The following is a 15,408-nucleotide window of genomic DNA, read 5'->3' on the forward strand; positions in this document are numbered from 1 at the left end:
TTGCCGCTAGGCTGCCTGTTGCTGAGTTTTCGAAAGCGGTGCTTCTTCAGCGCTGCCAGTGTCGATCCAGCGCTCCTCTGCGGCAGGCGAAATGCCTCGGGATTGCTGCCAACGAGCCACAAACACAACAAGAAATGGAACGAGAAGTGCTGTGGTGATGGTTGCGGCGGCAACTTGTGATGTGGAGATCGCCTCAATCGCTTTGTAACTTGGGTCAAGCAGCGCGACTGCTGCAGGCGTGGCAACGGCATTACCGGCGACCGTCGATTCAGCGGCACCCGATATCAGGTTGCGGGTCGCTTTAGGACGGCGCGTCACGATGTGCATGACATGAAGGAACAGCATGGCGAACAAGCCCGAAGCAATGACTGTACCGATACCAAGAATAATTCCCTGCATGCCTGCCTGCAGCAGCATTGAGAAATCAATGCCGCGTCCGACAACAAAACCAAGGAATGGGATCAGCAACATTTCGCCTGGAGCAAGGAATTCGCGTGCTTTTGGCGAATTATTGCCAACGATAAAACCGATGATAAGTGGCAAGAGGCAACCTACAAGCATCGTAAGAGGGAAGGCGGCGAGCCCTGCGGTCCCGAGGATCAACAGCGTGATAAAGGGCCCATCATTAAGCGAAATCACCGACACCGCGCCGCGGTCGGACGCATTGCCGAATTGCTTGGTGAGCGCCACGTATAGCGCGGAATTGGAGTTCGTCATGCCGGCAATAATGGCAAGCGGCGTCAATCCCCAAAGCGTGCCATCTGGCATGTAGAATGCAACAAGCAGGCCGATACTTCCGCCGATGAAGGCCTTGCCTAAAAGGATTGCCACCCCCTTTTGCACGGTCGCAGACGTTTGCCTAAAATCAATTTGTGCCCCCATGCAGAAGAAAAACAAGCCGAGTAAAGTGCCTGTCCCGTCCCGGAAGAGTGCAGTGGTAAAGCTGCCAACGTCTAAAAGTTCGGGCCAAAACGTATTGATTGTTGCACCCATGAACAGCGGCACAATCATCATTGAACCAGGAATTTTACCAAGTGTGCGGAAGATCGAAGCAATAATGCCGCGGTCCTCTTTTTTTATCGAATTCATTCAATCCTCCCAAAGTGAATTCATCGTCAAATGGCTCAACCTGCCCCGAATACCCATTCGCGCCACGCGTTCATACGAACGCATAGCGCCATTGGGCAAATACTGCTGAGGTTTCTTGAACCCCGCAGCAGATGTCGGTCAGGCCAGTTCCAATCCCTGCTGTAGTTCTGTGTTCCAGACCAAGCGGGCTTTGCTTGCAATCTCCTCAGTCGACATCACAGGAAAACGAATATCCTCAAGCTCCCCCTCGTAAGCTCTGTATTCGTTGGCATGCGTCAGGAGCGCGGTCTGCTCGGTCGGAAAGAAGCTAGTCTCGTCGGAATAGTTATAAACCATTGTAAAGTGGCCGTCTGAGACGGTACCATCAGGTAGTTTTATCCCTGCCGGGCATGCATTCCAGGTGTGAGGGACGCCGGAGGGAATATCGACGAGGGTTCCGGGAGCAACGACGAAATACTCACCGCAAAGTTCGGTTACCGCGACGCCGTTGAGCACCAGAATGCGCTCAGGCAACATTTCCAGCATGCCCGTTTCCACGTTGCGGATCATGTGCACATGACGCGGCAAACGGCAGTCAGTATGAAATTCTATAAAACCGAACTGACCCGCAAATGAGAGCTTCGCGTCTTCATTATACCCTGTGTAAAGCTCGTGCATGGTGACCGGGAAACCCGCCAGCGGAACCTTAACATTCGCGCCAGTGCCGTGGGTTACACGCGTACCGTTTTCAAGTTTCACACCGAGGCTTTGCCCATGAGCTGTAGCGGTATCTTTATTGGCCATATCGCCCTCTTTCTATTAGATTTTTACGGCTGATTGCTGGATCAACTGGGCGTCAGCTGGCGGTTAAAAATTCCCGCTCCATTTCTTTACGCAAGCCGATAGTGACGTCGTTCGCGTTGTATTCAACATCTGACCAACTGATGGTGCGTCCATCCTCAATGTCATGTTTGAGCTTCATGCCGTGGGCTAGGCCGATTGGAACTGCATCGAGTTTTGAGGAGGTGGCGGCCGGGATCACTTTGCCATACACGGTATAGCCGCCTTCGCCATCGAGCATCTCGCCAGCGCAGAGTTTTCGCTTGGCAACTGCCACAACGTCAGCGCTCCAGCCTTTGGTGCGACCTGTTGGCTCTTGTCGCGTTGCAATCGATGCGATTGAAATGCCCAGCTCAAGTCCGATAAGGTGATAGGGCTTGTAGGTCGCGGCGAAACGGCCAGTGGAATCTGTCAGAAGTCCGTATTGATTGAAACAGTCACGGACATATTGGGTTTCTCCTTCGATAACGACATAGACGCCCCAGCGCAGGTCTCGAAACACCGGTCGACCATCACGTTCAATGGATGAAACCACTTCGACCGTACCGCGACGCTTGAGTATGCCGCCATATTCTTCGGGACGAAGGACGCTTTGCAAATCATCCGCGCCGCAAGCTGGGAACAGAAGGCCATCATCGGGCGGTAAGAGATCGCAGCCGTTGGCAACAGCTGCCATTTCCAATGCCGATTTGGTGCCGTCGAGAAAGGAGTTGAACATTTTTGGATTGAAGTCACCGCCCGCCACCTGTTCTGGTGTGAAGCCGTAATGACCCCAAACGCTATCGGGTGTCGATTTGTGATAAACCGGGAGATATTTTGTACCTTTGCCGGCGCAAACGACGTCGAAGCCAGTGCAACGGGCCCAGTCGCACAATTCTGCTATCAATGAGGGCTGGTCGCCTGCCGCCATGGAGTAGATGATGCCAGCTTCCGCGGCTTTCTTCGCCAATAAGGGGCCCGCCAGAACGTCGGCTTCCACATTGACCATGACGATGTGTTTTTTGTGCTCGCATGCCAAAAGAACATGGCGAACGCCAGCGGCCGGATGCCCGGTTGCATCAATGACCACATCAATGAATGGGCTTGCCAGCAAATCAGCGGCGTTTTCCGTTACGAAGGTCGAACGGTTTTTATGCGCGTCTTCGAATGAGACAGCCGAAAATTGCGCGTCGTTCCAACCAACACGGCGCAGGGACTGACGGGCATTTGCCGGATTGAGGTCGGAAACGCCGACCAGGTGCACGCCCGGTGTTCGGTTTACCTGTGAAAGATACATCGAACCGAATTTCCCCGCACCGATAATGCCGACGCGGACTGGCTTTCCTGCAGCTTGCATGGCGCGGAGTTTTTCGAACATAGACATTGACTGCTCCCGGTATTTTCTCTTGGCCTGACGGCGCTCTTTTGAGCGCTCACTAAGTGATCTGAAGCGTTACAAACTGCTTGCTTTGCTGTAAATTCGCATACATACAAACGGCATGTGCGCAAATTCCCATACCCCTGATATCAATTGGGACGACCTCAAAGCGTTCCTGGCCGTTGCTCGTTTAGGGCGTTTAACAGTTGCTGCGCGTCACATTGGCCTTGATCACTCGACACTTAGTCGTCGAATTATCGCGCTTGAGACCAGTCTGCGCGTGCCATTGTTTGAACGATCACCGGGCGGATACAAGATCACCGAAGCAGGGGAGAAGTTGGCGGCTGAGGTGCAGCAGATGGAGAGTGCTGTCATTCGGATTCAGACCGAGATGTCGTCCAAAGTGAACAGCCTGTCAGGGCCGGTGCGGCTGACGATACCAGAAGGTTTTTCGTCGAACTTTCTGGTGCGACGTTTACATCTGTTACCACAAGAATTGTCCGACATTCGTATCGAGCTTATCGCTGATCCATCCATCGTTAGTCTCACCAAACGAGAGGCTGACATTGCGATTATGATGGAGCGCCCAACGCTTGGACCATTAGTGTCGCGCAAACTCTGCGATTACGAATACGGACTTTATTGCAGCCATGATTATCTGCGGACACATGAGGCAATTGGTTCTATTGCTGACATCGACCGTCATTTTATCATCGGCTATATTCCGGATTTGATGCCTACACCCGCGCATGACTATTTGCGAAATTTTCTCCCGCATCGGGACGCCGACCTTCAAGTATCAAATATTCTTACGCAAGTGGATGCAACCTCTCATGGTGTGGGCATAGCGCTGCTGCCATGTTTTATTGCAGCACACAGTCCGCAACTTGTGCGACTGCTGCCCGATAAGATCAGCTTCTTGCGCTCCTATTTTATCGTTACTCACGAGAACCCGCGATACCGGTTGCGTACCGAAAGAGTAAAGGATTTCATTATTGAGCAGGTGAACGCCAATCGTCACGCCTTTCAGCCGTCGATCGGAATGCCGCTCATTTAAGACCCAGCAAGCTATACCGGTGCCAAAACGGTGCTGTTGAAATCGGCCACATCTTTCGGCAAAGTGCGAGCGTGGTGTGTTGCAATTTGGCGGAATCCCGGATGAGCGGAATTGCCTATACGATGGTCGGCACGGCGGACCTGGCCCGTTCCGTGGCCTTTTATGATCCACTGTTTGAAACGATGGGCCTCGATCAATGCTGGCGTGATGAAAGTTCTGCTTCTTGGGGAAAATCCGACGACGAGAAATTTCCGCGCTTCTTTACAGGCTATCCATATGATGGCGGTGAAGCACGTTCTGGAAATGGAACGATGACAGCATTCCTTTGTACACCTGAAGTCATCGACCGACTTCATAAACTGGCGCTGAAGAATGGCGGAGTTTGCGAAGGTGCACCTGGACGTCGTCCGCAGTATGGTGAAGGGTTTTACGGCGCATATGTTCGCGATCCCGATGGCAATAAGCTTGCCTTCGTCTGTTACGATGCTCCATAGCTTTATCGCCTCTAATTCGATCGGCACTCAACTGCACGCCGAGACGAAAGGCGGGCGCCTCATTTAGTCTCAACATATCAATGCACCCTCTGAAACACCGCACATTTCTGAGCTATATTATTCAACACATATCCATCAGAATTTCGTTGAAACACCAAAATTGAAATTTTGAACCTTGTCCGACTCCGCTTTAGTAATAGGAAGTGCATAGTCGAAACGCAGAGGACCGAAAGGCGACGCCCACATAGGCTAATACCGGCAGATGAGCGCAATTTCGTGTCTTTTCCTTGAGCGTCCTGCGTATCGTTGGCATTAATCGCTGCTGCGTCCGCGAAGACTGCACCGCGGATGTGAAATGCTCGGAATTCTTCGTGCCGTGGGCTTTGGCTTGGTGTTTAACCTGCTCCGCACAAACTTCAAGCTCATCTATTCCTCTGGATCAATCATCGCAGCTTTTCTGTGCTCAACCACGATTGGCGTTGCATTCGGTGATCTGCCTGCCAGAAATGCATCCGAACTCGATCCCGTGGCCGCCCTTTCAAAATGAAGCAGCTTCAAAGCATTATCAGTGTATTGAGACACCCTGTTCGGCGGCAAAGCGTTGATTTTCTATACAAGATGGATCGACATCTCGCATTTGACTTGTGGATCTCATCTGTAAAATGAACTTCGATTGGCGCATCGAATAAGGTGGGAACTCATCTGTTGAAGAGAAGACAGCTCTGGCAAAACCTGCACTGGGGCCCAAAAAATTCAATATCTGTTTGCGAGGGCGACGCTCAGTTTAGCGCGGAGCGTTAGGATTATTAAATCAACCGCGAATGTCACACCACCTAGATATCATCAATCTTCATCGCCTGATCTCTCATCCAGGTCTGCAATTTGTCAACGGCTGCGGATTTTCGATAGCGCGGACGCAAGAAATAGAAATCAGCGCGAGGTTTTAGCACTCCTTCGAAAAGCTGCCGTAAACGTCTAGATTCAATCTCGGAGGAAACAAATGAACGTGTCGCCAAAGCTATCCCCTGACCGGCAATCGCTGCTTCGATAGCGTGAGAGGTTTGGGAGAAACTTATATTACGATACAGTGAAGGATCGTTTCCGCCTAAAAAGCGGTCAATGTATTCCGGCCAAAAATTATGGACGTCATGGAGCAATGTGTAGCGGGCAAGCTCGGCTGCATTTCCCGGCTTGGAACCGTCTATGATCAGTGCAGGATTACAGACGGCGATTATCTCCTGCTCAAACAGGAGTTCTGCCTGAAGCCCAGTTCCAAAAGGTGGCGCGCCATATCGTATTGCAAGATCCACGCCGTCCGATTGAAAGTTAGAAATTCTGTCAGTCGCCAGAATATGAAGGTCGAGGTCCGGATGTTTATTGCGGAAATCGGGCAAGCGCGGAATGAGCCATTTGGAAGCGAATGTTGGTGTCGTGCTGACCGTAAGCTTGATAGGCTGTGGCTTCAGATTTGCCGTCGCATTCGATATCAGTTCGAAGGCGCGGCTGATATCAGCGACATATGCTCGGCCTTCACCTGTTAGCGCAAGTTTTTTCGGCAGACGCTCGAAGAGAGCAAAACCGAGTTCGGCTTCCAATCCACGAACCTGCTGCGCGACGGCGCCCTGGGTCACACCAAGTTCTTCAGCTGCCATTCTGAAATTCAGATGACGCGCTGCAACTTCAAAAGCTCTCAGTCCGTTGAGTGAAGGAAGATTGCCAATGTTTGTCATCAATAGATTTTCTACTGCCAAAATTCAGGATTACTGGTTAGAACGACAATAATTCGGATGATATCTCTTTAGCAACAGCCGGATATCGGCATGGTTTGCGAAAGGGTAACGACAATGTCAGTAGAAAAAGTAGCAATTATTACAGCTGGTGGCAGCGGAATGGGTGCCGAGGCTGCCAAGCGACTTGCGGCAGATGGCTATAAGGTTTCCATCCTTTCCTCTTCCGGCAAAGGGGAAGCGCTCGCAAAAGAGCTAGGCGGTATCGGCATTACGGGTTCCAACCAAAACAACGACGATCTAAAGCGCCTGGTCGAAGCAACCGTTGAAAAGTGGGACCGCATCGACGTTCTTGTGAACAGTGCCGGACATGGGCCAAGAGCACCGATCACAGAGATCACTGATGAACAATGGCAAGCCGGGATGGATACCTACTTTCTAAACGCGGTCCGCCCCATTCGCCTTGTGACGCCTTTCATGCAAGCACAGAAAAAAGGTTCGATTGTTAATATTTCAACGACCTGGGTTTTTGAACCAACAGCGCTTTTCCCAACTTCAGCCGTGTTCCGGGCGGGACTTGCAGCCTACACTAAAATCTACGCCGATACTTATGCCGCCGAAGGAATTCGTATCAATAATGTCTTGCCTGGCTGGATCGACAGTCTGCCCCAACTTGATGAGCGCCGCGCTGGAGTGCCAATGGGCCGTTACGGTACAAGTGCAGAGGTTGCAGCAGCCATTGCCTTCCTCGCGTCTGATGCCGCCAGCTACATTACCGGGCAGAGCCTGAAGGTTGACGGCGGCGTTACACACTCGGTTTAAATTAAAGATGTAAAAATTAGTAAATCTCGCCCTGCGAGGCGGGATTTATGAGCTTTCTGCTGAAACTAGGGAGATGAATTCCATGCCAGGATACTGGATCGTCAAAGGGAAGGCCGTAGCCGACGCAGAAGCGCTTGCAGCCTATAATGAGATCTTTATCAATTTGATGAAGCGCTATCGAGTTAAGATTATAGCGGGTAGGGACCGTGTTAAAACAGTTGAAGGGGAAAATTTTCCACGGCAGTTTATTTTGCGCTTTGAAAGCTACGAGTTAGCAATGCAATGTTACGAGGATCCAGAATATCAGAATTCACTGACCCTTGCGTCCCGAGCATATTCGCGTGAAGTGTCGATCCTTGAAGGATCGGACTAGGAGAGCAGATTTTGGAACTGGACGAGATCGAACGCCAGGCATGGACCCAGCTGCAATCCGCTGTCCTTGAGGCGACCGCAGATTTCCGTTTCGTCAATCTATGTTCGGTTGACGGCGCTGGAAATCCTCAAGCCCGGATCGTTGTCGTGCGTCAGGTCGATAGAAGTGGACGGGTGATTGAATTCCATACAGACATTCGTAGTCCGAAATGGAAAGAACTGCACTCAAACCACAATGCGACCGTCCTTGGATATTCTCAGTCGGCAAGGTTGCAACTGCGTCTTCAGGGGGTGGTTGAGCTGCACGGACCCGAGACAAAAGTCGCCGATGATGCATGGCAAAACCTCTCTGTCTGGACCCGAACCACATATACGGGTGGACCGCCCGGGGATTATGTTTCGTGCAACGACCAGTACACGGCTAACGCAGAAGATCGTAGCGAAGGTAAAGACGTTTTCGGGCTCATTAGGTTTCGAGCAAATTCACTTGATTGGTTTCAGCTGGCCCGCGGTGAAAACCGCCGGGGACAGTTTGACTATGATGTTGAGGGCCAGTTATGTCGCTCGCAATGGGTTCATCCCTAAAGTCCCCACACGTAAAAAATTGGCTGAGAGAGAAGACAGCATATTTATCAAGTGTAACAGTTCGGAAGAACTGCTCAATAAACGGGCCATTTTCTAGGCGAAAACTTTCTGACGGTCGCGCATATATGTAAACTTCGAACGCAACCACCAGTCAAGATTATGATGGTGGCTTTGTAGTCTTTGCGCGTATCCAATTAAGCTGTTTGACGGTGAAACATGGAAGCTATTTTTCTCGATGCTTCATGCCTTGCTTTAGATGCAATCCGACTGGCCTTTAAGGGATCAAGGCGCGCATACGGGCAGCTTCAATGTCGCAGCTCACAATAGATTTTGATTAGACGCGAACAGCTGCACCGATGGCTGAGCACAGTTTGGCCATGCAAAGCTCAGCGGATTTTTCGTCGAACCATGGCCCGCCCTGCGCATAATACACTACGAGCAAACAGCCCAAGCGCTAATTTTCGGAGGGAAAATATCTTATGTTCTGGTCAATCGGCCTCAACGATCGGGGTTTGAACCAGAGCCTCGGAAAAGCGCTAGCAGGTGCAATATGCATATCACCGTCAAACCCGTCACGAGAATTACGCCAATCGTAAAAAAGCCGCCTAAAACCCAAAATAAGATCGGGCTGTCTCTCATATCGATGTCGGGGCCGCGGCGATTGAGGATAGTACCGGCTCGAAAAACGCCTACAACTGCATGGGCGCTGGTCCAAGTAAGCCAGCAAAGAAAGGCAGTAGCGAGGCTTGAGGAAATTTTTTGACTGGTTTCAGACCGGCGTTTTTTACTCATGGCGTTAACCGAAGGTGGAGGCACGCCTCTGGAGCTCTAACGGCAGATGTGAAGATCATTTCGCACCATGCGATTTGTGCGTTGAAAGAAGTTTCGTCTATCTAGTAAGTTGGCATCAATGGCGCAAGCGGCTCTGCTTGCGGCGTCCCACGTCACAATCCCAAGGTTTTCAGGGCGTTGTGAAAAAGAAAATGAAATCGGATTGTTGGTTACGGACGCCCTAGCGCGTGTAACGCCATGCTCTTATCACTACTCACTTGGCACTACTTGAGTTTTGCGCAAATGGAACCAATCGTCGGTAACTTGATCTACGCTCATAGGAATCGCCTTAATCACAGCCCCAATTGGTCGGTGAGAAATTTTGAGAAAAGGGTGACCGCTGTCAGTTTTTCGAGGGGTAGTTACTGACAGCGGTCTGTCACGATTGCTGACGTCGTCTCAGTTCGGGGTAGTTCAACGTCAGCGCTCTGTGATTTAGTTACCACTTCATGCGGAAGCCAACAGTCCCCTTGAGCGAATAGCTGTCGCCAAAGTTGTTGAGGCTGGTGTTGACGAGGCCCTCACCATAGATCGAGTATTTGTCGTCGTTCCAGTTGTAAGAACCACCAACACCAAGCCCGCCCCACAGACGGTCCTTCTCGCTGGCAAAACTGGTGCCTGCAACATCAACCCGTGTGCCTTCCAGGAACTCGTAGTAAAGATTGGCAATGCCGTAGACATGCGTGCGGTTCAGCATGCCATTGTCATTCTGCCACGAGTCTTCATGATCAAGCGTGAGACCAAGACGACCCTGAAGGCTTTCACCGCGGTCCAGACTGACACGTGCACCGAATGGATCGGTGAAGGCATCAAAATCGACATTGGAGTAAACCAGCTGTGCCTGTGGTGTGAGCGACCATGCCGGATCAATCGCAATCCGCTTGCCGCCTTCAAGAGACAGCGTATAGCCAAACCCCTTGTTGCCATCAGCAAGGTTGGCGTTGGCAAGGTTCGAGTCCAGATCGCTCTTATACCAGGTCACCTGACCCTGACCGTCGAGGTAGAAGCCATTCTCGCCATACCAGGTCAGCGTGCCACCAAAGCCGTAACCGTTCGTGCTGATCTCGCCATCACCATAAACCGAGTTAACATCGGTCTTGCCATGGGCATAGTGGATCGTGATCCCACCAATCAGCTTGCCATTTTCTGTTTCAGTCAACAGGCCATCAATACCAGCCTGAAGTTTGAAGACATTCTGGTCGTAATCCGTACTCGAAGTCGAGAAGCGTGGATTGATGCTGTTATGTGCGCCTTCGATGCGGCCCCATACACCATTGCCTTCAATCACAACACCGGCTTCTTCAGGAGCAGCATAGGGTGTGCCAATTGGATCAGCACCCTGTGCAACAACCTTGTTGCCGTTACCGGCCCAGAAGCGATTGCCAACACGCTGCTGCAATGTCGGAACGCCGTTTAAGCCCAGCAATGCCTGCGGATAGGCTTCATAAGTTGGAACGCCAGCCTGATAAAGTGGCGTTGATGGATCAGATGGAGTGAGCTGTGAACGCAGGTACCAATTGCCATCATTAGGCGTTGAAGTGCCGCCCTGATAAAGCTGATAGGCATAGGCACCAGCCACAACCGCCTGCTTGCCGCCGACCATATAATCACCAAGCAGCGAGAATGAGCCGTTGGAAGCACCGTTTACGTCGATAATCTTGATGCCTTCATTGGTCTGTGCACCCGTTCCACCGACATTGTTGACGCCGACATTGGTTGTGCCGGATGTATCGCCATTGACGATCATCATGTCTGTCTTGGAATGGTCGTCACCAAGAGCGACGTCAAACAGTATCTGTCCGCCATTGCCGACATAGTTGCCACCGACGATCACAGTATCGCCAACCGCATTATCGACCGTGGTGATGGTTCCGGCATTGGTTACATCACCGGTAAATGAATAAACTCCGGCCCCGTTACCCGTTCCAACGAAGGTGGAGGTTGGATCGATCGTCAGATTGCCGTCGAAGGCGAGCGATGCCATGCCGTCAAGCGTGGAGCCGTTGGTCAGGTTTACGCCGGTTGTTCCTTCATCCGCCTCGCCAACATGCCATGCACCATCGTCAATCGACAGATTGGCGCCATCGAGATTAACGACTTCCCAGTTGATGATGTTGTTGCCATTGCTGGTCGCCGTCACGCCCTTAAGCGTGAGCCTATCAATCATGCCGTCAGCAATGGAGGTGTCATCACCGCCGTCAAGCACCTGCGAGCCGTCATAGCCGGACGCACTGACGGTTGCTGTGTCAGACCCGTCCTGTCCGTAGAAACCGCCAATAAGCTTGCCACCTGTCCAGGTGAATGTATCGTTTCCCTCGTGGTTTACAATGCCATCACTGCTCTGGGCGTCATCGCGATCATCACCATAAATATTGCCGGTATAGGTTCCAGCGATCAGATTGAAGGTGTCGTCACCCAGACCGAGAATTGCATCGCCCGTGACCGTCCCGGCGCTGTTGACGATGACATTGCCCCCAACTGTGTCGGATGCCTGAGGATTACCCGCAACGCCACCGTCACGGATGGCAATACCCGATGCAGCTGAAAGCGTTGCCGTCTGAGCAATGTTGATGGTTGCGCCATTGGCAGCCAAAGTCTGGATACCAGCTCCTTCAGTACCACCACTGACTTTATCAACGATGCTAACCAAGGATGTGCCGCTACCCTCATTCGACAGCAGAATACCGGTTTGCCCGACAATCGCACCAGAGGTCTGTTGCACCGTGACGTTGGTTGAACGCGACCAGCCATAGGCGGCGATACCATAACCATCCGTGCCGGTCACATTGCCCGCAGTAGTTACCGTCGTCGCTCCAATTCCGACATTCGACGCATAAATACCGTTGCCTCCTCCTGTGATTGAGCCAGCGGTCTGCGTTACGGTCAGATCGGTTGCATCGCCCCAATTGGTGGCATAGACACCATGGTTGCCAGTGGCGATTACATCGCCTGCCAGTGTAACCTTAGTCGAACCGGTTCCTTCATTGTTAGCGTAAACACCAGCGGTGCCGCCCTTGATCGTTCCCGATATCTGCTCAACGACCAGATCTTTCGTGTTGACGTCGTTATCAGCCCACAGGCCAGCATATGCGGTAGCAGTGACATCTCCGGAACTGACAATCTTTGTTGAGCCGGTACCATCATTGTTGGCATACATCCCAAACCAATTGGCCGTGATCGAGCCTCCTGTCTGGATGAGAGTAATATCTGTGGCGGTTGGATAATTGTAAGCATAGACACCGTAAGTGTCATAATTCTCGTCGCCGGTCTGGGTCTGATTGATAATCCCGGCCGTTGTAATCGTCACAGCACCTGTGCCGTAATTATCAGCGCGAATGCCATGCGTATAGCCGGTGATCGTGCTCCCCGCAGCCTGCGTAATCTCGATATTCTTGCCGGAGCCCTGATTTATCGCCCAGATACCATGTTGGTCTGCGCCGCTTACATCACCGGCAACTCCAATGATGATCGATCCTGTTCCCCATTGAGTTGCAAAAATCCCATTATCTGACCCAGAAATCGATCCGCCTGTTTGGCTGACGGTCAGATCTTGCGCCTCACCATTATTGGTAACTTGAATACCGTTTCCGGAGGTTCCAGTCACCGTTCCCGAGGTGGTGATAGTTGTTGAACCTGTGCCAAAATTGGATGCATAAATTCCAGAGTCGTCACCTGAGACATCAACCACATCAATGGTCAAATTTGTACCAGTGGCCGAATTGTAACCAAAGATACCGTGATCATTGGCTCCGGATACCTGACCTGTGGAGACGATTGAGACCGATCCTGTGCCCTCGTTCCATGCGTAAATGCCGTGTTCGTTGCCAGAAACATCTGCCACATTGATGGCAATGTCTGTGCTCAGATTGCCGTTGTTGGCATTTATGCCGTCGCGATCCGAACCCACAACATTCCCTGTCGCGGTGATAGAAAGCGCACCAGTACCGCCATTATTGGCGAAAATGCCAGTCGAACCACCTGAAACGTCGACGACGTCAATGGTCAGATTGGTTCCGTTGTTTGAAGCATTGATCCCGTTGGCAGTGGTGCCGGTGACTTGGCCTGTCGTTGTAATCGAGAGCGCGCCATTGCCATTATTCTCAGCAGAAATTCCTCTTCCATTCCCGATAATCGACGAGGCGTTTTGATCGTCGAATATTAAATCTTGAGTGGCGCCGCCGCCAACTGACAGATCAAATCCAGCACCGCTTGTAGCATTGATCCCGAAGCCCGGCTGAGTTGTCACTGATAATGATCCAGGATCCGTCAGGATCTGAGACACGTCACTTCCTGTCGCTGCACCCGTACAGCTATAGACCCCTGCGGAGACAACCGTACATGACCCCGCCATCGCAGAACCTGTCATGATCCCGTAGGCCGCAGTGCTGGCAAGCAGTGCAAGTTTAATTTTCTCGCGTCCAATCTCAGAATTCAGTGTTTTTTTGGTCAATTGTATGATCATGCCATCCCCTAAGAACTTCAAAAAGCCACCGCAATTTCAGCGAGGCAACCCGATCTCTCCGGGTCATAAGTGATTAGATCTAGTTCATCGGTTCCTCATCGGAATAGCACTCTGAAACTTGTCATCTTCACTTGGAGTTTAAAATTGCCTGCAGCGAATACAATATCAATAAAAGACACTAACTAACACTTACTGGCACTCCGGAATTTTTGAACAATTAAGGTACCCAAGTCTATGTATTCTTTTGAATATTTGAATTCAAACTAAGAGCCTACGGCGTGTAGTTTCCACCTAAAGATATGCGGCTACTACTTTTTGATATTGCGAATGCTGATTGGTGCGATTTGTTGGCAAGCCGCGGTACCATTCACATTCCACCAACTACCCAGTGTCTTGGGGTGGCAGCGCCAATTTACTGTGTATCTGGCGTCCGTTTTGAGTTTCAGCAGTAATGAAATGCGAAACTGCATCGGTTAACAACGGGAATAACCAGAGATCATTCACACCGGTTGGTGCGTGAGCTCATCTTCAACGTTTGCACGAGACCGTTTGTGTTAAGACCGAGATAAGTTCACTTTCGTGATAAACAGCGGCATGGTTGCATTGGTAACCTGCGCGTAACTGTCAAGTATGCGTTGATCGTGCTAATTAAAGCAAATTCAAGATTGCAGCCTGTTTGGACGAAATTGGCTACAAGCGCTCTTATAGGCCCTTTCGGAAGATAGGCCTGTTACTTATAAGGCTCCTCGCTGAGCGCCAGGAGCCATGAAGCTAACTCACTTCAGACGCTTTTTTCGGCAACACCCAATCCGGGCGTGCGAAGTGGCATGTGTATCCATTTGGAATACGCTCGAGGTAATCCTGATGCTCAGGTTCCGCCTCCCAGAAATCACCAACTGGCTCAACTTCGGTGACGACCTTGCCTGGCCATAGGCCCGACGCATCAACATCTGAAATCGTGTCCAGCGCCGTCGCCTTTTGCTCATCATTTGTGAAATAAATTGCAGAACGATAGCTGGTGCCTAGATCGTTTCCCTGACGATTTTGGGTGGTCGGATCGTGAATTTGAAAGAAAAATTCCAGTAGCTGGCGGTAGGAGATTTTCATTGGATCGAAATTGATCTCAATTGCTTCCGCGTGGGTGCCGTGATTGCGATAAGTGGCATTCGGTACGTCGCCGCCGGTATAGCCGACGCTGGTCGCAACAACACCCGGTATCCTGCGGATAAGGTCCTGCATACCCCAGAAGCAACCGCCGGCGAGGACAGCACGTTCGATTGTCATTTTATGTCCTCCACCTGATCGAGATAGTCTCCATAACCTTGTTCGTTCATTTGCTCACGCGGCACGAAACGCAGCGAGGCAGAGTTGATACAGTAACGCAAGCCGCCCCGATCAATCGGTCCATCAGTGAAAACGTGGCCAAGATGGCTGTCGCCATGGCTTGAACGCACTTCTGTGCGGATCATGCCGTGGCTGACGTCACGCAATTCACTGACATTGGCGGGCTCGATTGGTTTGGTGAAGCTTGGCCATCCACAACCAGACTCGTATTTGTCCGATGAGGCGAACAGCGGTTCTCCTGAGACAATATCAACGTAAATGCCGGGCTCCTTATTATACAGAAGTGCACCAGTACCCGGTCGTTCCGTCGCGCTCTCCTGCGTTACCCGATATTCTTCTGGCGACAGCTTGGCTATTGCCTCATCGGTCTTTTTGTATGCAGCCATCAAATCTTCCTTCTCAAACTCTGTTACATAAGATGGATATTTCAATCGAGGTTGTCCAATAAA

General features: G+C 51.2%; 12 protein-coding genes and 2 pseudogenes. 6 read left to right on the forward strand and 8 right to left on the reverse strand.

The genetic code is table 11. The annotated features are described in order from the left end of the window. Positions 1 to 6: 6 nt before the first annotated feature. The 3 genes from QSJ70_RS16605 to QSJ70_RS16615 form a co-directional block, all read right to left on the reverse strand. Positions 7 to 1,089 (reverse strand): 2-keto-3-deoxygluconate permease, encoded by a 1,083-nt coding sequence (locus QSJ70_RS16605; RefSeq protein WP_285537962.1) that lies wholly within the window; start codon positions 1,087 to 1,089, stop codon positions 7 to 9. 138 nt (positions 1,090 to 1,227) lie between these two features. After that, positions 1,228 to 1,872, reverse strand: coding sequence for a hypothetical protein (locus QSJ70_RS16610; protein ID WP_285537963.1), 645 nt, complete (start codon positions 1,870 to 1,872; stop codon positions 1,228 to 1,230). 52 nt (positions 1,873 to 1,924) lie between these two features. Continuing rightward, positions 1,925 to 3,271 carry an NAD(P)H-dependent oxidoreductase gene (locus tag QSJ70_RS16615; RefSeq protein ID WP_285537964.1) on the reverse strand — a complete coding sequence of 449 codons (1,347 nt, stop codon included), beginning with the start codon at positions 3,269 to 3,271 and terminating at the stop codon, positions 1,925 to 1,927. A gap of 115 nt (positions 3,272 to 3,386) precedes the next feature. Between QSJ70_RS16615 and QSJ70_RS16620 the strand changes: the two genes are divergently transcribed. Next, entirely contained in the window at positions 3,387 to 4,322 is a 936-nt protein-coding gene (locus tag QSJ70_RS16620) for a LysR family transcriptional regulator (protein WP_285537966.1), read from the forward strand. A 101-nt stretch (positions 4,323 to 4,423) separates the two neighbouring features. Next, positions 4,424 to 4,816 (forward strand): VOC family protein, encoded by a 393-nt coding sequence (locus QSJ70_RS16625; protein ID WP_285537968.1) that lies wholly within the window; start codon positions 4,424 to 4,426, stop codon positions 4,814 to 4,816. A 135-nt stretch (positions 4,817 to 4,951) separates the two neighbouring features. On the opposite strand, the pseudogene QSJ70_RS16630 reads toward QSJ70_RS16625, so the two are convergent. Then, positions 4,952 to 5,166: pseudogene (locus QSJ70_RS16630) on the reverse strand (BamA/TamA family outer membrane protein); the annotation flags it as partial. 8 nt (positions 5,167 to 5,174) lie between these two features. Between QSJ70_RS16630 and QSJ70_RS16635 the strand changes: the two are divergent. After that, positions 5,175 to 5,363: pseudogene (locus tag QSJ70_RS16635) on the forward strand (hypothetical protein); the annotation flags it as partial. A gap of 286 nt (positions 5,364 to 5,649) precedes the next feature. On the opposite strand, the gene QSJ70_RS16640 reads toward QSJ70_RS16635, so the two are convergent. Beyond that, entirely contained in the window at positions 5,650 to 6,549 is a 900-nt protein-coding gene (locus QSJ70_RS16640; protein ID WP_285537969.1) for a LysR substrate-binding domain-containing protein, read from the reverse strand. Between the two features lie 111 nt (positions 6,550 to 6,660). On the opposite strand from QSJ70_RS16640, the gene QSJ70_RS16645 reads away from it, so the two are divergent. The 3 genes from QSJ70_RS16645 to QSJ70_RS16655 all read left to right on the forward strand — a co-directional run bounded on the left by QSJ70_RS16645 (position 6,661) and on the right by QSJ70_RS16655 (position 8,322). Continuing rightward, on the forward strand, positions 6,661 to 7,365 hold the full coding sequence (locus QSJ70_RS16645) for an SDR family oxidoreductase (protein ID WP_285537970.1): 705 nt from the start codon (positions 6,661 to 6,663) through the stop codon (positions 7,363 to 7,365). Between the two features lie 82 nt (positions 7,366 to 7,447). Continuing rightward, positions 7,448 to 7,738 carry a DUF1330 domain-containing protein gene (locus tag QSJ70_RS16650; protein ID WP_285537972.1) on the forward strand — a complete coding sequence of 97 codons (291 nt, stop codon included), beginning with the start codon at positions 7,448 to 7,450 and terminating at the stop codon, positions 7,736 to 7,738. 11 nt (positions 7,739 to 7,749) lie between these two features. After that, positions 7,750 to 8,322, forward strand: coding sequence for a pyridoxamine 5'-phosphate oxidase family protein (locus QSJ70_RS16655; protein WP_285537974.1), 573 nt, complete (start codon positions 7,750 to 7,752; stop codon positions 8,320 to 8,322). 1,270 nt (positions 8,323 to 9,592) lie between these two features. Here the strand turns inward: QSJ70_RS16655 and QSJ70_RS16660 are convergent. From QSJ70_RS16660 to msrB, 3 genes are all read right to left on the reverse strand, one after another. Then, the gene (locus QSJ70_RS16660; RefSeq protein ID WP_285537976.1) at positions 9,593 to 13,615 is read right to left on the reverse strand and encodes an autotransporter outer membrane beta-barrel domain-containing protein; all 4,023 of its coding nucleotides are present in this window, start codon (positions 13,613 to 13,615) and stop codon (positions 9,593 to 9,595) included. A gap of 771 nt (positions 13,616 to 14,386) precedes the next feature. Then, positions 14,387 to 14,899: a peptide-methionine (S)-S-oxide reductase MsrA gene (gene msrA, locus QSJ70_RS16665; protein ID WP_285537978.1), complete on the reverse strand. Its 513-nt coding sequence runs from the start codon at positions 14,897 to 14,899 to the stop codon at positions 14,387 to 14,389. Continuing rightward, positions 14,896 to 15,345 (reverse strand): peptide-methionine (R)-S-oxide reductase MsrB, encoded by a 450-nt coding sequence (msrB, locus tag QSJ70_RS16670; protein ID WP_285537980.1) that lies wholly within the window; start codon positions 15,343 to 15,345, stop codon positions 14,896 to 14,898. The genes msrA and msrB overlap by 4 nt, the downstream gene beginning before the upstream one ends. Between the last annotated feature and the right edge of the window lie 63 nt (positions 15,346 to 15,408).

The organism is Brucella sp. NBRC 12950 (genome assembly GCF_030268145.1).
In the GTDB taxonomy this organism is placed as follows: domain Bacteria; phylum Pseudomonadota; class Alphaproteobacteria; order Rhizobiales; family Rhizobiaceae; genus Brucella.